The 20,926-nt window shown below is 54.4% G+C and carries 24 protein-coding genes; 11 read left to right on the top strand and 13 right to left on the bottom strand.

All coding sequences use genetic code 11. The features are described 5' to 3' along the window. Positions 1-40: 40 nt before the first annotated feature. Together ACR0IU_RS16620 and hrcA are read right to left on the bottom strand one after the other, a co-directional pair. Positions 41-604 carry a nucleotide exchange factor GrpE gene (locus ACR0IU_RS16620; protein ID WP_010442968.1) on the bottom strand — a complete coding sequence of 188 codons (564 nt, stop codon included), beginning with the start codon at positions 602-604 and terminating at the stop codon, positions 41-43. Between the two features lie 10 nt (positions 605-614). Further along, on the bottom strand, positions 615-1,679 hold the full coding sequence (gene hrcA / locus ACR0IU_RS16615) for a heat-inducible transcriptional repressor HrcA (RefSeq protein ID WP_480717030.1): 1,065 nt from the start codon (positions 1,677-1,679) through the stop codon (positions 615-617). Between the two features lie 112 nt (positions 1,680-1,791). Here hrcA and rph point away from each other — a divergent pair, with 112 nt between their 5' ends. Genes rph through ACR0IU_RS16595 form a run of 4 tightly spaced genes read left to right on the top strand, consistent with a single transcriptional unit; the run spans position 1,792 to position 4,617 of the window. After that, positions 1,792-2,505, top strand: coding sequence for a ribonuclease PH (rph, locus tag ACR0IU_RS16610; RefSeq protein ID WP_480717029.1), 714 nt, complete (start codon positions 1,792-1,794; stop codon positions 2,503-2,505). Further along, a complete protein-coding gene (gene rdgB, locus ACR0IU_RS16605) occupies positions 2,502-3,116 on the top strand; it encodes an RdgB/HAM1 family non-canonical purine NTP pyrophosphatase (protein WP_170471090.1) in 615 nt (204 codons plus the stop codon). The genes rph and rdgB overlap by 4 nt, the downstream gene beginning before the upstream one ends. Continuing rightward, the gene (hemW, locus tag ACR0IU_RS16600) at positions 3,106-4,260 is read left to right on the top strand and encodes a radical SAM family heme chaperone HemW (RefSeq protein ID WP_480717028.1); all 1,155 of its coding nucleotides are present in this window, start codon (positions 3,106-3,108) and stop codon (positions 4,258-4,260) included. Before rdgB ends, hemW begins: the two co-directional genes overlap by 11 nt. 3 nt (positions 4,261-4,263) lie before the next feature. Next, complete coding sequence (locus ACR0IU_RS16595) at positions 4,264-4,617, top strand: YbaN family protein (protein ID WP_170542541.1); 354 nt, start codon at positions 4,264-4,266, stop codon at positions 4,615-4,617. Here ACR0IU_RS16595 and ACR0IU_RS16590 read toward each other — a convergent pair. The 7 genes from ACR0IU_RS16590 to ACR0IU_RS16560 all read right to left on the bottom strand — a co-directional run bounded on the left by ACR0IU_RS16590 (position 4,607) and on the right by ACR0IU_RS16560 (position 11,982). Beyond that, positions 4,607-5,500 (bottom strand): ParB/RepB/Spo0J family partition protein, encoded by an 894-nt coding sequence (locus ACR0IU_RS16590; protein WP_480717027.1) that lies wholly within the window; start codon positions 5,498-5,500, stop codon positions 4,607-4,609. The genes ACR0IU_RS16595 and ACR0IU_RS16590 overlap by 11 nt on opposite strands. 20 nt (positions 5,501-5,520) lie before the next feature. Beyond that, positions 5,521-6,324, bottom strand: coding sequence for a ParA family protein (locus tag ACR0IU_RS16585; RefSeq protein ID WP_480717026.1), 804 nt, complete (start codon positions 6,322-6,324; stop codon positions 5,521-5,523). Further along, complete coding sequence (rsmG, locus tag ACR0IU_RS16580; RefSeq protein WP_480717025.1) at positions 6,317-6,940, bottom strand: 16S rRNA (guanine(527)-N(7))-methyltransferase RsmG; 624 nt, start codon at positions 6,938-6,940, stop codon at positions 6,317-6,319. Before rsmG ends, ACR0IU_RS16585 begins: the two co-directional genes overlap by 8 nt. Then, positions 6,937-8,805 (bottom strand): tRNA uridine-5-carboxymethylaminomethyl(34) synthesis enzyme MnmG, encoded by a 1,869-nt coding sequence (gene mnmG / locus ACR0IU_RS16575; protein WP_480717024.1) that lies wholly within the window; start codon positions 8,803-8,805, stop codon positions 6,937-6,939. Before mnmG ends, rsmG begins: the two co-directional genes overlap by 4 nt. A gap of 12 nt (positions 8,806-8,817) precedes the next feature. Then, positions 8,818-10,104 (bottom strand): tRNA uridine-5-carboxymethylaminomethyl(34) synthesis GTPase MnmE, encoded by a 1,287-nt coding sequence (gene mnmE, locus ACR0IU_RS16570; RefSeq protein WP_480717023.1) that lies wholly within the window; start codon positions 10,102-10,104, stop codon positions 8,818-8,820. A 30-nt stretch (positions 10,105-10,134) separates the two neighbouring features. Next, positions 10,135-11,406 (bottom strand): transcription termination factor Rho, encoded by a 1,272-nt coding sequence (gene rho, locus ACR0IU_RS16565; RefSeq protein WP_480717022.1) that lies wholly within the window; start codon positions 11,404-11,406, stop codon positions 10,135-10,137. A 126-nt stretch (positions 11,407-11,532) separates the two neighbouring features. Continuing rightward, positions 11,533-11,982, bottom strand: coding sequence for a CopD family protein (locus ACR0IU_RS16560; protein ID WP_480717021.1), 450 nt, complete (start codon positions 11,980-11,982; stop codon positions 11,533-11,535). 403 nt (positions 11,983-12,385) lie between these two features. On the opposite strand from ACR0IU_RS16560, the gene ACR0IU_RS16555 reads away from it, so the two are divergent. Genes ACR0IU_RS16555 through dnaQ form a run of 4 tightly spaced genes read left to right on the top strand, consistent with a single transcriptional unit; the run spans position 12,386 to position 15,120 of the window. Beyond that, a complete protein-coding gene (locus ACR0IU_RS16555) occupies positions 12,386-12,985 on the top strand; it encodes a Maf family protein (protein ID WP_480456960.1) in 600 nt (199 codons plus the stop codon). After that, positions 12,982-13,815, top strand: coding sequence for a shikimate dehydrogenase (locus ACR0IU_RS16550; protein WP_170773574.1), 834 nt, complete (start codon positions 12,982-12,984; stop codon positions 13,813-13,815). Before ACR0IU_RS16555 ends, ACR0IU_RS16550 begins: the two co-directional genes overlap by 4 nt. Next, positions 13,812-14,405: a dephospho-CoA kinase gene (coaE, locus tag ACR0IU_RS16545; protein WP_480717020.1), complete on the top strand. Its 594-nt coding sequence runs from the start codon at positions 13,812-13,814 to the stop codon at positions 14,403-14,405. The genes ACR0IU_RS16550 and coaE overlap by 4 nt, the downstream gene beginning before the upstream one ends. Continuing rightward, a complete protein-coding gene (gene dnaQ, locus ACR0IU_RS16540; protein ID WP_480717019.1) occupies positions 14,398-15,120 on the top strand; it encodes a DNA polymerase III subunit epsilon in 723 nt (240 codons plus the stop codon). Before coaE ends, dnaQ begins: the two co-directional genes overlap by 8 nt. 25 nt (positions 15,121-15,145) lie before the next feature. Here the strand turns inward: dnaQ and secB are convergent, their stop codons facing one another. Beyond that, the gene (gene secB, locus ACR0IU_RS16535) at positions 15,146-15,646 is read right to left on the bottom strand and encodes a protein-export chaperone SecB (protein WP_010442985.1); all 501 of its coding nucleotides are present in this window, start codon (positions 15,644-15,646) and stop codon (positions 15,146-15,148) included. Positions 15,647-15,700: 54 nt separating this feature from the next. After that, the gene (locus tag ACR0IU_RS16530) at positions 15,701-16,201 is read right to left on the bottom strand and encodes an FxsA family protein (RefSeq protein WP_480717018.1); all 501 of its coding nucleotides are present in this window, start codon (positions 16,199-16,201) and stop codon (positions 15,701-15,703) included. Positions 16,202-16,309: 108 nt separating this feature from the next. Here ACR0IU_RS16530 and ACR0IU_RS16525 point away from each other — a divergent pair, with 108 nt between their 5' ends. The 3 genes from ACR0IU_RS16525 to ACR0IU_RS16515 are packed head-to-tail and all read left to right on the top strand — an operon-like array spanning position 16,310 to position 18,596. Next, positions 16,310-16,972, top strand: coding sequence for a Tim44/TimA family putative adaptor protein (locus ACR0IU_RS16525; RefSeq protein WP_010442987.1), 663 nt, complete (start codon positions 16,310-16,312; stop codon positions 16,970-16,972). Beyond that, a complete protein-coding gene (mltA, locus tag ACR0IU_RS16520) occupies positions 16,969-18,009 on the top strand; it encodes a murein transglycosylase A (protein WP_480717017.1) in 1,041 nt (346 codons plus the stop codon). The genes ACR0IU_RS16525 and mltA overlap by 4 nt, the downstream gene beginning before the upstream one ends. Beyond that, positions 18,009-18,596, top strand: a complete 588-nt coding sequence (locus tag ACR0IU_RS16515) for a Smr/MutS family protein (RefSeq protein WP_480717016.1) — start codon at positions 18,009-18,011, stop codon at positions 18,594-18,596. The genes mltA and ACR0IU_RS16515 overlap by 1 nt, the downstream gene beginning before the upstream one ends. On the opposite strand, the gene ACR0IU_RS16510 is transcribed toward ACR0IU_RS16515, so the two are convergent. Both ACR0IU_RS16510 and ACR0IU_RS16505 read right to left on the bottom strand, forming a co-directional pair. After that, the gene (locus tag ACR0IU_RS16510) at positions 18,593-19,813 is read right to left on the bottom strand and encodes an MFS transporter (protein ID WP_480717015.1); all 1,221 of its coding nucleotides are present in this window, start codon (positions 19,811-19,813) and stop codon (positions 18,593-18,595) included. The two genes, ACR0IU_RS16515 and ACR0IU_RS16510, sit on opposite strands and share 4 nt — an antisense overlap. Further along, positions 19,810-20,907, bottom strand: a complete 1,098-nt coding sequence (locus ACR0IU_RS16505; RefSeq protein WP_480717014.1) for an alpha/beta hydrolase — start codon at positions 20,905-20,907, stop codon at positions 19,810-19,812. Before ACR0IU_RS16505 ends, ACR0IU_RS16510 begins: the two co-directional genes overlap by 4 nt. Positions 20,908-20,926 lie beyond the last annotated feature (19 nt).

Genomic DNA, 20,926 nt, shown 5'->3' with positions numbered 1-20,926 from the left:
AAAAATACTCTCGCCGAAGGCTTGGCTTCTTTGAAGCCAATCAGCCCGCAGGCATAGACGAAACACCTACCTGCGCCGGGCGCAACAGACGGTCGTGTAGCATGAAACCTTCTGCAGAAACCTGAATGATGTCGCCTGCTTTGGTGCCAGGAACCGGTGCCTCAAACATCGCTTCATGAACGTTCGGATCAAACCGGTCGCCCACCTCAGGTGTAATTACTTCGATACCGTGCTTCTGGAACACGTCCTTCAGCGCACGCATGGTGAGTTCGACGCCTTCCAACAAGCCGGCAGCAAGCTCTTTTTGCTCATCGGTTGCGGCCTCGAGCGCCCGCTTCATGTTGTCATAGACCGGCAACATGTCACGCGCCAGCTTGGATCCACCGTACTGCTCGGCATCCCGACGTGCCTTATCACCACGCTTACGGGCGTTTTCAGCGTCGGCAAGCGCACGCATGAATTTGTCTTTGTAGTCGTCGCGCTCTGCGCGCAATTCATCCAACTCCAGAGCTTCATCGCTGATCTCAGCAAATTCCTCGGCCAGCTCTTCTGCTTCTGCGGACATGATGTCGTCCAGAAAATCTTCGTTCTTGGGCTCTGCCATCTCTTACCCTCTAGCTCCGGTCGGAAATCAACTTCCCAACCAGTTGCGCCGTATAATCCACGATCGGCACGATCCGTCCGTAATTCAGACGTGTGGGCCCGATGACCCCAACCGCACCGATTATCTTACGATCAGCGTTCATATATGGAGACACCACCAAAGAGGAACCCGAAAGTGAGAAAAGTTTGTTCTCAGAGCCAATAAAAATGCGCACACCCTCACCTTCCTCGGTCAATTCAAGGAATTCAGCGATGTCACGTTTGCGCTCAAGGTCATCAAACAGGGTGCGGATTCGATCCAACTCCTCGGCCTGACCCGGTTCGTTCAGAAGATTCGCGCGTCCGCGTACGATCAATCGAGCCGAGTCGCTGCCATCCCCGTCCCATGCAGCAATGCCGCTTTCGACCATCTCACGCGCCAAAATATCGATTTCCTGCCTCCGCGCATCTATCTGCGACAGCATCTGGCGACGCACTTCGCTAAGCGTACGTCCTTCGATCAGCGCATTCAGGAAATTCGCAGCCTCACGCATCGAGCTTGGTGTCTGACCGGGTGGAGGCGTAAACAGCCGGTTTTCCACCTGCCCGTCAGAGAACACCAGAACCACCAAAGCGCGATCATGACCAAGCGAGACGAACTCGATATGTTTGATCTCAGCCTCATGTTTGGGTGTCAGAACCAGCGAAGCGCCTTGTGTCACGTGTGACAATGCCGATCCCACACGATCTAACATTCCGCCAACATCGCCTGCGTTAGAGCCTAATGTTTCGTCCAGCTTCTGCCGATCATCCGCGCCCAGATCGCCCATTTCAAGCAATCCGTCGACGAACATCCGCAGCCCCCGCTGCGTCGGAATCCGACCAGCACTGACATGCGGGCTGTCCAGCAGGCCCAGGAATTCCAAATCCTGCATCACGTTACGCACGGTCGCCGCGCTGACTTTTTCCGAAAGCGTGCGTGTCAGAGTGCGGCTGCCGACCGGCTCACCGCTGTCCAGATAGCTTTCGACGATCAGCCGGAACACCTCACGTGACCGGTCGTTCATCTCGCTCAGAATTTTGCTCGCTTCGCTCATCGGCAATCCTCTGCTGGATCGTCATTAAATAGCAGGCACAAGAAAGGTCAATCGGGGTTGCATCGTAACGCTGCAGAGCGGTATCCCCAACCCAGCAAACAAAGGATTTTCCATGCGACCCTCAGGACGTGATCTAAACGAAATGCGCGCCGTTTCAATTGAAACCGGCTTTACCAAACATGCCGAAGGTTCCTGCCTGATCAAGATGGGTGACACCCATGTACTGTGCACCGCCACGATCGAGGACCGCGTTCCACCATTTATAAAAAGCTCGGGCCTGGGCTGGGTCACCGCCGAATACGGCATGCTGCCCCGCGCGACGAATACGCGGATGCGGCGTGAAGCGGCAAGCGGCAAGCAAGGTGGCCGCACCGTAGAGATTCAACGCCTGATCGGCCGTGCTCTGCGTGCCGGTGTAGACCGAGTTGCATTGGGTGAACGCCAGATCACTGTCGACTGCGATGTAATTCAGGCCGATGGCGGCACACGTTGTGCATCGATCACTGGCGGTTGGGTGGCGTTGCGTCTGGCAGTGAATAAGCTGATGAAAACAGGCGATGTTATTTCGGACCCTTTGGTTGATCCCGTCGCCGCCGTGTCCTGCGGAATCTACGCGGGTCAGCCAGTTTTGGACCTCGACTATCCCGAGGACAGCGAGGCCGGCGTCGATGGCAACTTCATCATGACCGGCTCTAGCAAACTAATCGAAGTGCAAATGAGTGCCGAGGGATCCGTCTTTAGCCGCGCACAGATGGACCAACTGATGGATCTGGCGGAAAAGGGCGTGGCTGAACTGGCTGCCGCACAGAAAGCTGCCACCGCATGACTCGTAAGTTCAACGGGGACAAGCTGCTTGTCGCCACGCACAACAAAGGCAAGCTTGAGGAGATGGCACATCTCCTCGAACCCTTTGGTGTTGCCGTCGTGGGTGCTGGTGAATTGGCCCTGCCTGAACCAGAAGAGACAGAGGATACCTTCGTCGGCAACGCCCGGATTAAGGCCCACGCCGCCGCGCAAGCCACCGGCCTGCCCGCCCTGTCGGACGATTCCGGAATCACCATCGACGCGCTGGATGGCGCGCCAGGCGTCTACACCGCCGATTGGGCAGAAACCGGCAATGGCCGTGATTTTCTGATGGCGATGACCCGCGCACATAACGAGCTGGAAGCGAAGAGCGCTGCCCACCCTCGCACAGCGCAATTCCGCTGTACTCTGGTTCTGGCCTGGCCCGACGGGCATGACGAGGTGTTCGAGGGCGTGGCCCCTGGACATTTAACATGGCCAATTCGTGGCAAGGATGGCTTTGGCTATGACCCAATGTTTGTCCCCGAAGGGCACGACATTACCTTTGCCGAGATGGACCGTTGGGAAAAGAACAAGATCAGCCATCGCGGCCGCGCGGTGGAGATGTTCGTGAAAGGCTGCTTTGGCGGATGATTGGCGCAACGGGGGCTTTGGCCTGTATGTGCATTGGCCCTTTTGCGAGGCCAAGTGTCCTTATTGTGACTTCAACAGTCACGTTTCAAGAAATATTGTTCAAAAACAATGGCTTAATAGCTATCTGAATGAGCTTAAACGCGCAGCCAATGAAACGCAAGGTCGGGTACTTAACACGATCTTTTTTGGAGGTGGCACGCCATCGCTGATGGCGCCGGACACCATCTCTGCCATCATCGACGAGGCCCGCGCCCTTTGGCGCCCCGCCAACGATATGGAGATCACGCTTGAAGCCAACCCCGGCTCAGTCGAGGCCGGTCGCTTTGCAGCCTATCGCGATGCAGGTGTGAACCGTATTTCAATGGGTGTGCAGGCCCTCAACGACGATGACCTGCGCCGCCTGGGTCGTATTCACACTGTGGCTGAAGCCCGCGCCGCTTTTGATATTGCCCGTAGCTGCTTTGACCGTGTCAGTTTTGATCTGATCTATGCCCGACAACATCAAACTCTGGGCGCGTGGCGCGCTGAGTTGGCTGAGGCCCTGTCGATGGCGATCGATCACCTGTCGCTTTATCAACTCACCATCGAAGAGGGTACGGCGTTCGGAGATCGCTATGCAGTTGGTAAGCTCCGCGGTCTGCCCGAGGATGACAGCGCGGCGGATATGTATCTGACCACGCAAGAGATATGCGAGGCCCATGGTTTACCCGCCTATGAGGTCTCAAACCACGCCCGATCCGGAGCGGAGTCTCAGCACAACCTGATCTATTGGCGCTATGGTGATTACGTGGGTATCGGGCCAGGTGCACACGGGCGGATCACCCTTGATGGCCTCAAATTTGCGACCGAGACCTTTCTTTCGCCAACCAAATGGCTGGCCGCCGTTGAAAATGGAAGTGGAGAAAGCAACCGGTTCCAACTAACACAGCGTGAACAAGCGTTTGAATACCTTATGATGTGCCTTAGGATTGCAGAGGGCCTAAATATAGATAGATACAAGCAACTCTCGGGCGAAGACCTGCCGCAGGAAAAACTTGATACGCTGGCCGATCTGGGCATGTTGATCCTGGAAGACGGCCAGCTACGCGCCACATCTCAGGGCCGCGCCGTTCTCAATGCCGTTATCCGAGAGCTATTGGAGTAACAAATGCAATATCTCTGGGCTGGTCTGGGGTTGGTCTGCGTCGCGCTCGCCATGGTTGGAGTGGTCTTACCCTTGCTTCCAACAGTGCCGTTTCTTCTGCTCGCGGCATTTTTCTTTGCGCGCTCTTCATCAAGGCTACATAATTGGCTGCTAACCCATCAAACCTTTGGTCCGCTAATTGTCGACTGGCAGAGCTCGGGCGTAATTAGGCCTGGCGCAAAAAAGGCGGCCACCCTGTCGGTTGCCGCCGTATTTGGTCTGTCGGTGTTGCTGTCCATGCCTTCACACGTCCTGATCATTCAGGCCGTTGTGCTAAGCGGCGTCATGCTTTTTATCTGGACCCGCCCTAGCGGCTAAGCTTTGCGCAAAGATCATCCAGCTGATCAAGGTTTTCATAAGACAAAACCACCTGCCCCGTTTCTGATCCGGGTTTGTGGTTGATGGTAACCTTCATTGCCAGAATAGCTGACAAATCCTTTTCTAGGGCGCGCGTATCTGCATCTTTCCCAGCATTCAGATTTCTGGATTTCAGCGCTGGCTTATCCGGACCACCTTGTTGTTTTTTGACCAGCGCTTCAGTAGCCCGCACGGAAAGACCGTCACGCACAACTTGTTTGGCCAATTCCGAAGGATCTTCTGCTGTGATCAAGGCCCTTGCATGACCGGCAGACAATTTCCCCTCAATCACAAGTGTTTGCACATCCATCGGCAAAGACAGCAGACGCAACAGGTTGGCAATATGGCTTCGGCTTTTACCCAAAGCTTCGGCAAGTTTTTCCTGCGTGTGACCAAAGCGATCCATCAACTGCTTGAAACCTGCGGCTTCCTCCACGGCATTCAGATCAGCACGCTGAATATTCTCGATAATCGCGACTTCGAGCACCTCGGTATCATCAAATTCGCGAATAATTACTGGAATATCATGGAGTTGCGCCATCTGAGCGGCGCGCCACCGGCGCTCACCGGCGACAATCTCATATTGGCCACCTGCTATACTGCGCACAATCAAAGGTTGAATAATGCCTTTTTCTTTGACTGATGCGGCAAGTTCATCCAGCTGCTCTTGCGCAAATCGACGTCTCGGCTGATCCGGGTTTGCCTGCAGCTTCTCAATGGGCACTGTAAGGTCGGGGCGGCGAGGTTCCGACGAGATACGACCATCTGCTTCTGGTGCCACATCAGCCATTAATGCCGACAATCCGCGACCTAGTCCTCGGGGTTTTCCTTTCCTGGCATTCATGTTGCCCTCCTGACGGCCACTTAGATGGCTACTTTGTTGTTCTTATGCATGACTTCTCGCGCCAAATGCCGATATGCCATCGCCCCGAGTGAGCCCGAATCATATTGCAGTACTGGAAGCGCATATGATGGCGCCTCGCTGACCCGCACATTTCTTGGTATCCTGGTCTTAAATACCATCTGACCAAGATTGTCACGAGCGTCCTTTTCGACCTGACGGGACAAGTTGTTGCGGTTGTCATACATGGTCAACACAACACCTTCGATCCTGAGGTCAGGATTCGCGGTCTGACGTACTTCGCGGATAGTCAGCATCAACTGCGACAAGCCTTCGAGCGCAAAGAACTCGCTTTGCAAGGGCACAAGGACAGAATGAGCTGCTACCATGGCGTTTACAGTGAGCAAATTCAAAGATGGCGGACAATCGATCAGAACAAAATCCAGATCAAACGAGTCAATCGCCGTCTGGCGCAGCGCATCATGCAATAAATAGCTGCGTTTCTCATTCGAGATCAGCTCAATATCTGCTGAACTTAGGTCAACGGTGGCCGGAATTACAAAAAGATCTTTAATTTCTGTTTCCTGTACCACTGCTTCCAACGATGCGTCGTCCAATATTAGGTCATAGGTTGTCCAATCGCGATCTTCGACCCCCAATCCCGTTGAGGCATTGCCCTGGGGGTCCAGATCTACGACCAAAACCTTGCAACCTGCCTCGGCCAACCCAGCTGCCAGATTGATTGCAGTCGTGGTTTTCCCCACCCCGCCTTTTTGATTGGCAACCGCGATTATCCGAGGTCCGGCAGGACGAGACAGATCAACCACGCGCAACTCCTTTGATTTTCAGGATAACAGACTGAGGTTCTGTAAGACTTTTAATAGGTTCGGCGTCGAAATTCCATTCCTTGCGTGCGTCTGAAAGTTCTTTTTTCCAGGTTGCGCCTTTTGGCAACAAAGCTACACCATTTTTACCTAAATGCCTGTCGCAAAAAGATAATAAGTTGGTCAAATCCGCTAATGCCCGAGCCGACAAGATATCCGCACCCAAGGGATCAATTGCTTCAATTCTTCGTGCTAAGACCGTGCATTTCGCCCCGCATTCCCGGGCCACATTTCGAAGAAATGCTGATTTTCTCTGATCACTTTCAACCAGCGTAAATCGGGTTTCTGGTGTGGACTCTATTGCCATAATAGCACAGACCATTCCGGGAAACCCGCCGCCGCTGCCTAAATCAACCCAATGATCCACAGGCTTTGATGTTCTGAATACTTGAACTGAATCTTGAATATGACGAACCCAGATATCCTTTAGGCTGTTCCTTGAAATTAGATTGATTCTCGGATTCCAACGCTCAAGCAATGCAACATAGATCGCGAGACGTTCGAATGTTTCACGTGAAACATTCAGTTTCTCAGCGATGGCAACGTCTTGACCTTTCATGCGTTGCGAGCCTTCACGTCGCGCCGGAGCTTAGCCAGGACTAAAGTTAATGCAGCCGGTGTCACACCTTCAACGCGACCAGCTTGAGCAATATTGGCCGGTTTGGCTTGTGACAGCTTTTGCTTCATTTCCGACGACAATCCGTCCAGCCCAAAATAGTTAAAATCCCGAGGTATTTCATGAGCCTCGTCTCGCTTCATTGCTTCAACATCACGTTGCTGGCGCGCTATGTAGTTTGCATACAAGGCATCGCGTTCAACCTGACGGCGGATTTCCCTCTCTGTCCCTTCCAATTCAGGTTCAAGCAGGACAATATTTTCAAAGGACACGTCAGGAAAGGCGAGTACAGCCATCCCGTCGCGGCGATTTCCATCCTGATTGACATTAATCCCTGCAGCCAAAATTTCTTTGGGAGTATACGTTCGCGCAGTTAGGCTGGCCTTGGTAGCCGCTAGCTTTTCGAGCTTAGTCGCGAATAGGCCCCGGCGCTGCGCCCCAACACAGCCCAGTTCCTCCCCTATCGGGGTCAGTCTTTGATCTGCATTATCAGCACGGAGGGATAGCCGAAACTCAGCCCGTGACGTGAACATCCTATAAGGTTCAGCAACCCCGCGGGTGGTAAGATCATCAATCATCACCCCGATGTAGCTGTCTGAACGGGTAAAATAGAAAGGCGCTCGAGACTGCACCTCTAACGCAGCATTCAACCCGGCGACCAAGCCTTGTGCAGCCGCCTCCTCATATCCTGTAGTACCGTTGATCTGACCCGCAAGATATAGACCAGGCACATCAGGAACGGACAAAGACGCCGACAGGATACGCGGGTCAACATAATCGTATTCGATCGCATATCCTGGTTGCAGGATTTTTGCATGTTCTAGTCCAACAATCGATTGAACGTAGGCAGCCTGAACATCTTCCGGCAACGAGGTAGAAATACCATTTGGGTATACTGTATTATCCTGAACCCCTTCCGGTTCCAAGAATATCTGATGGGACTCCTTGTCCGCAAATCGAACGATCTTATCTTCAATGGACGGGCAATACCTTGGGCCGACACCATCGATATGCCCGCCATACATGGCAGAACGCGATAGATTTTTTTCTATAATCTCATGCGTTTGTGCGTTCGTGTGAGTTATACCACATGCAATTTGTGGGGCTGTCACCGACCTAGACATGAATGAAAAAAGGGTTGGCTCCGCGTCGCCATCCTGACGTTCCAATATATCCCAATTTATGGTCCGGCCATCCAATCGGGGAGGCGTACCAGTCTTCAGTCTTGCCATGGGCAAGGCAAACGCATCTAAGCGCTCTGCCAGCCGAATTGATGGGCGATCGCCCATACGACCTCCGGGCCGAGACTCGTCCCCGATATGGATTACTCCGCGTAAGAATGTTCCAGACGTCAAAATAACTGCCTGCGCCGGAACCTCGGATTCGTCTGCTAGCTTGACTCCGACAACACGATGACCGTCCATCAGGAAGTCAATTACTTCCCCTGTGATAACTGATAAGTTGTCTTGTTTCTCAGTTTCTTCTGCCATGGCAGCCCGGTAAAGGGCCCGGTCCGCTTGCGCCCTGGGACCCTGAACAGCCGGGCCTTTGCGCCGGTTCAACAAACGAAACTGAATACCTGCACGATCCGCGACGCGCCCCATTACTCCGTCAAGAGCGTCGATCTCTCGAACCAGATGTCCTTTACCTAGCCCACCAATCGCAGGATTACACGACATGACGCCAATGTCCTGTTCGGACAGAGTTACCAATGCAGTTTTTGCGCCCATGCGCGCTGCTGCATGTGCGGCTTCGGTACCTGCGTGCCCAGCACCGATAACAACAACATCAAATTTCGAATGTTTCACGTGAAACACTCCTTACTTACCTAAGCAGAAACTAGCAAAGATCTCATCCAAAAGGGTTTCGACATCTATTCGTCCAACCAGAGATTCAAGAGCGCGAATGGCTGTTCGCAGTTCCTCAGCTGCTATATCATACATATCTGGTCCCGATTCCAGAACTGTCTGTCCCGCAGCCAACGCTTCCGCTGCCTTTGTCATCGCAACGCGATGGCGCTCGCGAGTCGCAATACCATGGCTAGTAACCCGATCACTTAAGATACACGATATATTGTCGATAAGGTGGTCAATTCCCTGCCCGGTTTTACCGGATATTCCACACCCATCAGCTGCTCGTAAGTCAGATTTTGGCAAAACGTGAATGTCATCTTCCTGCATCTGAATACCTAAATCGTCAGGTGTATCCGTTAGGAATACACGCAAGTCAGCAGCATAGGCCCGTTTGCGGGCCAGCTCGATCCCTAGATTTTCGACATGATCTTCGGTTTCTCTCAAACCGGCTGTATCAAGCAGAGTAACTGGTAATCCTGCAAGATCCATACGAACTTCGATCACATCACGCGTTGTCCCGGCATATTCAGACGTAATAGCCGCCTCGCGTCCAGCTAAGGCATTCAACAAAGTCGATTTCCCCGCATTTGGAAGACCAACAATGGCAACTTCAAAGCCAGAGCGGATCCGCTCAGCGATGCGAACACCTTTCGCCTCTCGGGTCAGTTCGCCCATGACATCTGAAATCAATGTGCGGACTTCGGGCGTTACATCTGTGGGCACCTCTTCATCGGCAAAATCAATCACAGCCTCAAGCAAGGATGCCGCACGGATCAGATCGCGCCGCCACCCTTCAGCCAAGCTGCCCAAAGCACCTGCCAAAATTATTTGCGCCTGTTTCCGCTGCGCTTCGGTTTCTGCGTCAATCAGATCTGCAAGGCCTTCGACTTGCGCCAAATCCATCTTACTGTTTTCCAAAGCGCGCCGGGTAAACTCACCCGGCTCTGCCAGACGGAGATCATCCATATCCGACAAAGATGCCAATACGGCGTTAACCGAAGCCATGCTACCATGAATCTGAAGTTCGGCCACGTCCTCTCCCGTAAAGCTGGAGGGAGCCTTGAAGGTCAGGACCAAACCCTCATCCAACCGCGTCCCATCGGCGGCGCTAAGCGTCCGAACCGTCATCCCGCGTGATGGCAGGCCTCCACCGGCCAAAATGTTGGCCGCAGAATGCGCATGCGGGCCAGAGAGGCGGATGACCGCCACCCCTGCTTTGCCTTGCGCGCTGGCCAAGGCGAATATCGTATCCATTCGAAGGCCTCGCGTTGGTTAAGACCTGTGTCAGGTGTTCATCGAATCGAAGAACTCGCCGTTCGTCTTCGTTTGTTTCAACTTCGACAACAGGAACTCGATCGCATCGGTCGTACCCATCGGGTTAAGGATGCGGCGCAGAACGAAGGTCTTGGCCAAATCACCCTTATCGACCAGCAGGTCCTCTTTCCTTGTGCCGGACTTGAGGATGTCTATGGCCGGGAACACACGCTTGTCCGCGATCTTGCGATCCAGAACGATTTCCGAGTTACCGGTGCCTTTAAATTCTTCGAAGATCACCTCGTCCATCCGGCTGCCGGTATCGATCAGCGCAGTGGCGATGATAGTCAGCGAACCACCCTCTTCAATGTTCCGCGCAGCACCAAAGAAGCGCTTGGGCCGTTGAAGGGCATTTGCGTCTACACCACCGGTTAGAACTTTACCCGAGGAAGGCACCACGGTGTTAAACGCTCTACCAAGTCTTGTGATCGAGTCGAGAAGAATAACAACATCTCGTTTATGTTCGACAAGACGCTTCGCTTTTTCGATCACCATCTCGGATACGGCCACGTGGCGCGTTGCAGGTTCATCGAAGGTCGAAGACACAACTTCCCCCCTCACCGAGCGCTGCATGTCGGTCACCTCTTCCGGGCGTTCGTCGATCAGCAGGACGATCAGATAACACTCCGGGTGGTTCTGTTCTATGGAATGCGCGATGTTCTGCAGGATCACCGTCTTACCGGTCCGCGGCGGCGCTACGATCAGCGAACGCTGACCCTTACCGATCGGAGAAACCAGATCAATTACGCGGGCCGACTTATCCTTGATGGTTGGATCTTCGATTTCCATTTTCAGACGCTCATCTGGGTACAGAGGCGTCAGGTTGTCGAACAGGATCTTGTGCTTGGCTTTTTCCGGATTCTCAAAGTTGATCTTGGTGACGTTGGTCAGCGCAAAGTAACGCTCGTTTTCGTCAGGCGCTTTGATCTCACCTTCAACCGTATCTCCGGTGCGCAGCGAATGCTTACGGATCATGTCAGGCGAAACATAGATGTCATCTGGGCCCGGCAGGTAGTTCGCTTCAGGCGAGCGCAGGAAACCGAACCCGTCCTGCAGCACTTCCAACACGCCATCGCCGCCAACGGTCCAACCCTCATCCGCACGTTCGCGCAGAATCTGGAACATCATCTCGCCTTTGCGCATGGTTGAGGCGTTTTCGACCTCAAGCTCTTCGGCCATCGCCAGAAGGTCTTTTGGGCTTTTGGCCTTAAGATCGGCCAGATTCAGAGTTTCAGTTGTCATGATGATACGGACCTTGGCCGCTTGGATCGCGGCACCAGAGTGGAATTTCAGAACGGAAGATACCTCGCCCGGACGGGCGCGTTACGCGATAGATAAGCGCTTACTTAAGAAGAGTCAAACAGGCCCTTAGAACTTCAGTACGACCGCCAGAACGATCACAACCATCAGAATGGTCGGAACCTCATTCATCATGCGATACTGCCGCCCAGTCAGCTTATTTCGCCCCTCAGCAAGGTCCTTGCGCCGGGCCATCAACCAATGATGAAACCAGGTCATCCCGATCACAGCTGCACCTTTGACCCAAGGCCAGCTCCAATCCCATCCGACGATACCGGGCGTGAACACCATGATCAGCCCGCAGATCCAGGCCACGATCATTGCTGGACGCATGATCACGCGCATCAGCTTTTCTTCCATTTCGAAGAAAATTTCCTGCGCACCATTCACGGCCTGCGCTTTTTCGACGTGATACACAAACAGTCTGGGCAAATAGAACAACCCGGCCATCCAAGAAATCACCGCCATGATGTGCAGTGATTTCACCCAAGGGTATATTGCGAAAAGAATGTCGGTCATCGGGCTTCCCGGATCTGCCTTGAACCCTCCTAATAAAAAAATAAAGAAAGAAAAAGGAAGATGGTTTTGTAGGGAGATCAAAATCGGTGGATTACTTTTTTGTCCTGCATTTTTCCCCAGGTGGACAAAACAATTAGCTGAGCTGTAGGATCTATTGATATTTCTAAAAACAACATAATTACAGATACTTACTGTGATCACTTATAATATTATCTGTGGATAACCAATAGGGTATCTTGGGATAGCCTGCTTATCCGATCTTTTCGACTTATCCTTGTCCCATCTGGACAGGATCCGGGCGACTCGGGGAAGTCTTGCTCCAAATTCCCGGGGTTGCGTGTCAACCGGAAAGCCATACAAACCGTTCAAGACTACTCAATGATTTGCACACGGGGTTTTCCACATGACTGTCCCCATAGTCCTTGCCTCGGGGTCCGAGATCCGCGCGCAGCTGCTAAAAAACGCAGGCGTCCCGTTTTCAGTTCAGATCGCGCGTGTGGATGAAGATACGGCCAAGCGTTCGCTATTGGCCGAGCGGGCATCGCCCCGCGATATCGCTGATGCACTGGCCGAGATGAAGGCGCGTAAAATTAGTGACAAGGTTCCGGGTGCCATGGTCGTGGGCTGTGATCAGGTTCTGGACTTCGATGGTCAGCTTCTGTCGAAACCGGAAACGCCGGAAGAAGCACTGGCGCAGCTAAAAGCAATGCGCGGCAAGCGGCATATGTTGCTGTCCGCCGCGGTGATCTATCAGGATGGTGAACCGATCTGGCGGCATGTCGGTCAGGTGCGCTTGCGGATGCGGGCCAGCTCGGATGCCTATCTGCGCGATTATGTGGCGCGCAACTGGGAAAGCATTCGTCATGCGGTGGGGGCCTATAAGCTGGAAGAAGAAGGTGCACGTCTGTTCGCTACCATTGACGGCGACTATTTTAACGTCTTGGGTATGCCCCTGTTGGAGCTGCTTAATTTGCTGGCCGTGAAGGGAGTGATCGATCAATGACGGACCATCGAATTCCTCTGGCCGGAGTGATTGGGCATCCGGTTGCGCATTCCCGGTCACCAAAGCTGCACGGTCATTGGCTGAAAACCTATGGGTTGGCAGGGCATTATATCCCGATGGATGTCGCGCCGGCCGATCTGGAAACTGTTCTGCACACGCTGCCCAAAGCCGGGTTTGTTGGGGCCAATGTGACTGTGCCGCACAAGGAAGCGGCTTTGCGTTTGGCAGATCACGTCTCGGACCGGGCCTCGGTCATCGGGGCGGCAAATACACTTGTATTTCGCGAGGATGGCTCGATTCATGCGGACAATACGGATGGGTACGGCTTCATGGCAAATCTGCGCGCGGGTGCGCCGGATTGGAACCCGGCGGATGGTCCGGCGGTTGTATTTGGTGCAGGTGGTGCCGCCCGTGCTGTTTTGCAGGCTTTGGCAGAGGCTGGCGTGCCAGAAATCTTGCTGACAAACCGCACGCGCACGCGCGCCGATCATTTGAAAGAAGAATTCGGCCAGCGGATCACAGTCGTGGATTGGGTGCAGGCAGGAAACGTGATCGAGAATGCCGAACTGGTCGTCAATACGACTTCGTTGGGTATGCAGGGGCAGCCGGAACTGCGCGTTCCGCTGGACGGATTGCAACCCGGCGCTGTTGTCACCGACCTGGTTTATGCACCGCTTCAAACGCGTCTCTTGCAACAGGCGGAAGAGGCGGGATGTACCACTGTCGACGGGTTGGGAATGCTGCTGCATCAGGCTGTTCCCGGATTTGAACGCTGGTTCGGTGTCCGTCCTGAAGTTGATCCCGAAACGCGCGCGGCGGCCTTGGCATGAGTTTTGCACTCGGGCTCACCGGATCAATCGGGATGGGCAAAAGCACGACCGCTCAGATGTTCGCAGATGAAGGGTGCGCTCTTTGGGATGCGGATGCGGCGGTCCATCGGCTTTATGCAAAGGGTGGTTCTGCAGTTGAGCCCATGCGCAACGCGTTTCCATCTGCGATTGTGAAGGAAGCCGTTAGCCGCGAAGCTCTAAAAAAGATCATTTCGAATGATTCTAATGCATTGAAAATAATTGAGAATATCGTACACCCTTTGGTTGCCGAGGATCGCGCGGCGTTTCGTGCAGCGACCTCAGCCGATATCCTGGTGTTTGACATTCCATTGTTGTTTGAAACCGGCGGTGAAACTGTAATGGACGCCGTGGTCTGTGTCCGGGTTCCGGCTGATGAACAAAAACGACGCGTCATGGCGCGTGGTACGATGACTGAGGAACAGTTTGAGCAGATCCGTGCCAAACAGATGACTAATGACGAGAAATGTGCCCGGTCTGATTTTGTGATTGAAACGGATAGTCTGGACCATGCCCGCGTGCGGGTGCAGGATGTGATCAGGCAGATACGGGCGGGGATGGCAGATGCGTGAGATTGTACTCGATACCGAGACCACCGGGTTTGATCCTGAAAGCGGTGACCGGATTGTCGAGATCGGCGCAGTGGAGCTGTGGAACCACGTGGCCACGGGAGAGACCTATCATGTCTATATCAACCCGGAACGCTCAATGCCTGATGAGGCGTTCGGTATTCACGGAATCGGCCCCGACTTGCTGGAGAATCCACGCCCGCCGGAAAAAGGCGAAGTGACGCTTAAGGACAAGCCTGTCTTTGCCAAAGTTGGGCAAGGATTTCGCGATTTTGTGGGCGACGCCAAGCTGGTGATCCACAACGCCTCGTTCGACATGAAGTTTCTGAATGCCGAGTTGAGGTGGATGGGCGCGTCACTGATTCCCATGGATCAGGCAATCGACACACTGGCCATAGCGCGTAAACGGTTCCCGGGCTCGCCCGCCTCGCTGGATGCGTTGTGTCGTCGGTTTGGTATCGATAATTCGAACCGGGTGTTACACGGGGCGCTTCTGGACTCGGAGATCCTTGCCGAAGTGTATCTGGAGCTGATCGGAGGACGTCAGCCTGATTTCGGCCTGTCGGCAACTACAACCGCGATGGCCGGAGGCGGAGAAGAATGGCGCCCAACGGCACGACCCAATGCATTGCCACCCCGGATTACCGAGGATGAACGCGCAGCACATCAGGAATTTGTGGAAAAACTGGGCGACAATGCCCTGTGGACCCGCGCCTGACCATAGCCAGCCGCGGGTCAATGTCTTAAGCGTCGGTTTTTTGCGCTTGTGCGGCCTGACGGCGTGCCAGTTCGTTGCGATAAAGTGCCACGAAATCAATGTTATCCAGATTGACCGGCGGGAACCCACCGTCGCGGGTGATGTCGCTGACGATGCGACGCAGGAAGGGGAACAGCATGCGTGGGCATTCGATCATAAGGAACGGATGCACTTGATCCTCGGGCACGCCCTCCACGTGGAACAACCCGCAATAGTCGATCTCACACAGGAACAATACGTCTTCCAGGCCTTTGGCTTTAGAAGTCAGCTTCAGCTTGATCGAAACTTCGAATTGATGCTCGGTCGGGCGCTTCTTGGCATCCAGATTCACCTGAACCGAAATCTCTGGCTGTACATCGCCTGAGACGCCTTTCTGCGCCATCACGTTCTCAAAAGACATATCACGAATGAATTGCCCCAGGACGCGCATTTGAACCTGTGGTGCGGCTTGTGCCGCTGTGTTTTCTTTGGCGTCTTCTTCGGCCATTTACTTACTCCGGAATTGAAATTCGACACTGCTTATCAATTTGGGCGCGGTACCTCAATGCTGGTGCGGACCTTCCACCCATTTAGAGGGCTTTCCGGGTTCGTTACGCGGCCGGACTTCAGTGAATTCACCATCAATCACGTCGTCCTGATTGAACGGGTCTGGACCTGATCGAAACTGTGCGCCGGTGCCCATTTGGAATTGGGTGATGGTCGTCTTGGATTTCAGATAGCGGAACACAGCAACGCGGATGCCCGGAACCAGCAATGCAAAACCAACCGCATCGGTGAAAAATCCGGGGGTCAACAGCAATACACCCGACAAAAGGATCATAGCCCCATGTGCAAGCGGTTCAGTCGGGTCGTCCAATTCGGCAAAGGATCGTTGTAGATTGGCCAATGCCGTGCGACCTTGTGTCCGGACCAATACAGTGCCCAGAACGGCGGTCAGGACTACGATTGCAAGCGTTGGCCATAGTCCGATCAGCCCGCCAACTTGTATGAACAGGGCGATCTCAATGATCGGAACTAATAAAAAAGCCAAGAACAGGTACATTTGCGGTATCCTTTAGCATGTGCCGGGCTGTGGACTTGCGCCCAACTGTCACCTACATAGTGGCTTGAGGCCGGGTTCACAAAGTCCTGGCGCTGAAAAGAGTATGAAATGAGCGACAACCCTATGATCCAGTTGCTGGTCCTGGCCGGAATTGCCGTTTTCCTGATCCTGCGTCTGAAAAGCGTATTGGGCACACGCGAAGGGTTTGAAAAACCACCCCTTCAACAACAGCCAGATACCAATGGTACGCGCCGTGATTTCGAGGTAATCGATGGCGGGCCGGATCACGATATTACCGACCATGTCGCCGAAGACAGTGAGCAAGCGCAAACTCTGGCCGCGATGAAGCGGGTTGAGCCCAGTTTTTCCGTTAGTGAATTTGTTCAGGGTGCGCGCGGTGCCTATGAAATGATCGTGATGGGGTTCGAAAAAGGCAACCTGGACGAGATTCAACCTTTCTTGTCCGAAGAGGTTTTTGACAGTTTTGTCTCTGTGGTCGCTGATCGTGAAGACAAGGGCCTGACCATCGAAGCCGAATTTGTCGGCGTACGTGAAACTACTCTGGCAGATGTTTCGTTCGACAAGGACAGCAATCAGGCCGAGATCACCATGCGCTTTATCGGTGAGCTGACCTCGGTCGTACGTGATCGCGGGGGGGATATCATCGAAGGCAACCCCAATACGGTTAAACGCCAAAAGGACAGCTGGACCTTTGCTCGTGTAATGGGCGCGGACGATCCGAACTGGCTACTTGTTGCCACGGACGCATGATTGCAGCGATTCGGTCGCTTCTACTGGGGGTCGTCATGACCACTGCCAGCGCCGCCGGAGCCGAGGCGACGCGATCCATCCTGTCATTTGATAACCTTGATGGCTGGGCTGCCGACGATCACGGGGCAGCCCTTTCAGTTTTTCTGAACACCTGCGGCGATCTGAAGGATCCGGATTGGCAGGCGCTGTGTGGCGTTGCCAGGACCTATGAACCTCAGGCCGCACGGTCGTTTTTTGAGCTGTTTTTCCGACCGGTTCTGGTTGAAGACGGCGATGACGCGTTGTTCACAGGGTATTTTGAACCCGAACTGGACGGCTCTAAATATCCAACCAGCAAATACCGCTATCCGCTCTACCGGATGCCTCCCGAGGCGCGAGGCGCTGATCGGTGGCTTAATCGCCGCGAATTGCTGACCGGAGACGCGATGACGGGCCGCGGGCTTGAGATCGCATGGGTCGATGACCCGGTCGAGTTGTTCTTTCTGCAAATTCAGGGTTCCGGTCGTATTCGCTTGCCCGATGGCAGCGCGCTACGCGTGGGATATGGCGGAGCGAACGGGCACCCTTATCGTTCAATCGGAGCCGAGTTGATCCGTCGCGGGGCGCTGGGCGCGCACGAGGTCAGTGCGCAGATGATCCGGGCCTGGGTGCGCAAAAACCCCGAAGCCGGTGCCGAGTTGTTGTTTCACAACCCCTCTTATGTGTTCTTTCGTGAAGTGAACCGGGTTGCCCCAGAACTCGGACCTCTGGGGGCCATGAATCGCTCGGTCACCACGATGCGCAGCATCGCGGCGGATCCGGCATATACGCCCCTCGGGGCGCCGGTTTGGGTTGAGAAGGATGGCAAGGCCCCGTTACGGCGATTAATGATCGCGCAGGATACCGGTTCGGCCATTAAGGGCGCCCAGCGGGCGGACATTTTCTTTGGTACTGGGGATGAGGCGGGGCAAGCCGCTGGCCGTCTGAAAGACCCCGGTCGTATGGTCGTGCTTTTGCCGATCCAGCGAGCCTATGCCCTGTTACCGGATGAATTCTGATGACACGGCGCAAACTGACGTCAGAAGAGATCGAGCTGTGGCGCAAGGTCACCAAACAAGCTGAACGATTGCACCCCGAAATACCGCAGACCGTCCATCCCACGACATTGCCAAAACCCAAACCGACCAAGACCCCAAGGGCGCGCATCGAAGCGTTTGAGTTGGGCCAGACAGCGCAATCCAAACCCACGCGTAATAATCTCAAACCCTCGATCACCGAAGGATTGCGGGCAAATCCTGTGCGAATGGATACCAAGGCATTTGCGCGCATGAAACGTGGCAAGCTAAAGCCTGAGGGCAAGCTGGACCTGCATGGGATGCGTATGAGCGCAGCCCATCCCGCTTTGGTGCGTTTTATCCTGACCGCGCAAGCGCAAGGCAAGCGGTTGGTGCTGGTTATTACTGGCAAGGGAAAGGATCGCGACGAGCCCGGGCCAATTCCGACCCCGCGCGGTGTTTTGCGCAATCAAGTGCCACACTGGCTTTCTATTCCACCCTTAACGCAGGCGGTGATGCAGGTGACGCCCGCACATATCAGCCACGGTGGCGATGGGGCTTACTACGTGTACCTCAGGCGGGTTCGCTAACCCGATTGAAGTGCGCGTGCTATGCCGATCCAAACCAAGCCGCAAACGCACAAGAAGAATGCTGCGATCCAGAAGAATTGAGTGTTCAGTGAAACGCCTTTGTCGATCAACATACCGGTCAACGCCGGTCCGATTGCTGAACCCAGAACCATCACTGCAGCGGCCATGGCCTTGATTGCTCCTATGTGGCGCGTGCCATAGAACTCGGCCCAAAAGGCGCTGGGCAATGGATTTTGCGCGCCAGCTGTAAGGGCCAGGAAAACCATTCCGATCAATGCCCCGCCAATCGAAGTTGAGACCGACAGGATCGCAAATCCGATGGCCATCGGTAATTGATAATAGGGCATCATCCGGGTCGTGCCCCATTTGTCCAACGCCCAGCCCGCCGCAAACATCGACAGGATCGAAACCCCTGTGAAGACCGGGAACAGAGCGACCAGTTGTATGTGGGGCCAGCCTTTGATTTCGGCGAGATGCACCTGATGAAAAAAGAAGGCGGTGATAAACGCCGAAGGCGCAAGGATTGCGGGTGTCATAAACCAGAACAACGGGTTCAACAGTGCCTCGCGACGCGTCCATTGGCGACCCTGCATGCCGAAAGACGAGGCATTGGTCGCCAAGCTTTGCGGTGTTCGTTCCTGACGCAGCAACCGGATCAGTACGGGAATACCCAAAAGGGTTATGCAAGCTGCAAGCCCCCATAACCAGCGCCAATCCAGAAACGCCAGAGCAGCAACGAATGTCAGGGGCAATAGTGCCTCTCCGATTGCATACCCCAATGTTGCGATCGACAAAGCCTTGCCTCGTGTCGCTGTAAACCAGCGCGCCATCGCGACGGCCGCAAGATGGCTGCTCATCCCCTGACCGAGAAGTCTGAGAAAGAAGACCACAACGGGCAACAGAATAAGCCAAACATTCAGTGCCATTGCCAACGCGGCCAATGCCAGGCCGGTCAAAACCGCAGGGCCCAGCACACGTACGCGAAAGATATCAGTAAGACCTCCGGCCCAGATCATCACCAAAGCGGAAACGGTTGTGCCAAGCGAATAGAGCCCACCCCAGGCTCCGTGGCTTAGCTCAAATTCCGCCCGAATTTCTCCTGCGAAGATCGAGATGAAAAAGGTCTGTCCAAAGCTAGAGAGAAAGGTCAGCAGAACTCCCGCACCCAGCCAGTTTGCATTCTGGATCAGAAAGCGACGAAGGCCGGATCGCGTCACGGGGTGCTGACCTGCGCCTGCCCGGTTTCGGTCAGAATGATTTCTGTCGCGCCATCCGTATTGCGTTCGCTGGGAGGTACGAGCACATCTATGCCGGGCCGGTCAGGACCGAATGTATTGCTGACCCTGCGGACCGAGCTGAGAATCGCCAGAAGTGCGGGCGAGGTTGCAGCCACGAAATGGGACGACCCTGCATCGCTGTTGAATGCGGTCGTGTCGATCACGTTTATCGGGTATTCGGCCAATGCGTCGGCCGAACTGATATTGCCCAGCCTCTTACTGTCCGCAGTACCGCGCAACCGCGCCGACAGGTTTAGGATCTTATCTTTCCTAGATACCATCACCACAAACGGATCTGGCGGGTTTTTGATACTGTTCATCTGTGACCTAAACAGATCGACATCCAGATCGGGCGAGATCAGGATAACCCCCTCCAGATTGCGGTTTGACCAGCCGGGTTCACGCAGTTCGGCTTGCCGCATCATTTCCATCGACAATGCACTGCCCATCGAATGCGCGATTAGGATAACCCGATTGACGCCCATTGATTTGAGCAGCCGGATCGTCTGCTCCAACCCATCGCGGGCAAACAGCATACTGTCCAGATCATAGGCATATCCTGTTCCGCGCGCCTGGCTGGGCCAGGAATAGATCAGAGTGGTTCCGGGGATACCGATATCATGGCTTAGCTGGGCTGCACGAAAGGCAGTTTCGGTTTGCGTTGCGTTATAGCCGTGGACAAAGATCACCACGTCATCCACGCCACGCAACCGGGCCGTTAGATCTTGCGGACCTGAAAACTCGGTAACATCCGCTACAACAAACTGTTTGTTCGGATTCGGGTTCGCGTAGGAAAAATTTAGGTCACCCGGCGTGTGCGACGGCGGGATCGAGACGGTCATCTCAAGATACCGCAAAGCCTCGGCGCGTTTTGCGCCATAGCTACCATCCATGTCGCGCGCGCGGGTTGTTGCTGCAAAGACCGTTGCAGGGGTACCGACCTTCAGCGCTTCGGGCGTGATCTCGGTTATCGAACGGTCCGCGCAGGCGGTCAGTAACGACATGGTTATAAAGATGATCAGATAGCGCAGCACGGTATGTCCCTACACGGTT

It is taken from the genome of Ruegeria sp. CL5 (assembly GCF_056536485.1).
Note: the sequence above shows the minus strand (reverse complement) of the source record. Positions and strands in the feature narration are given on the sequence as shown.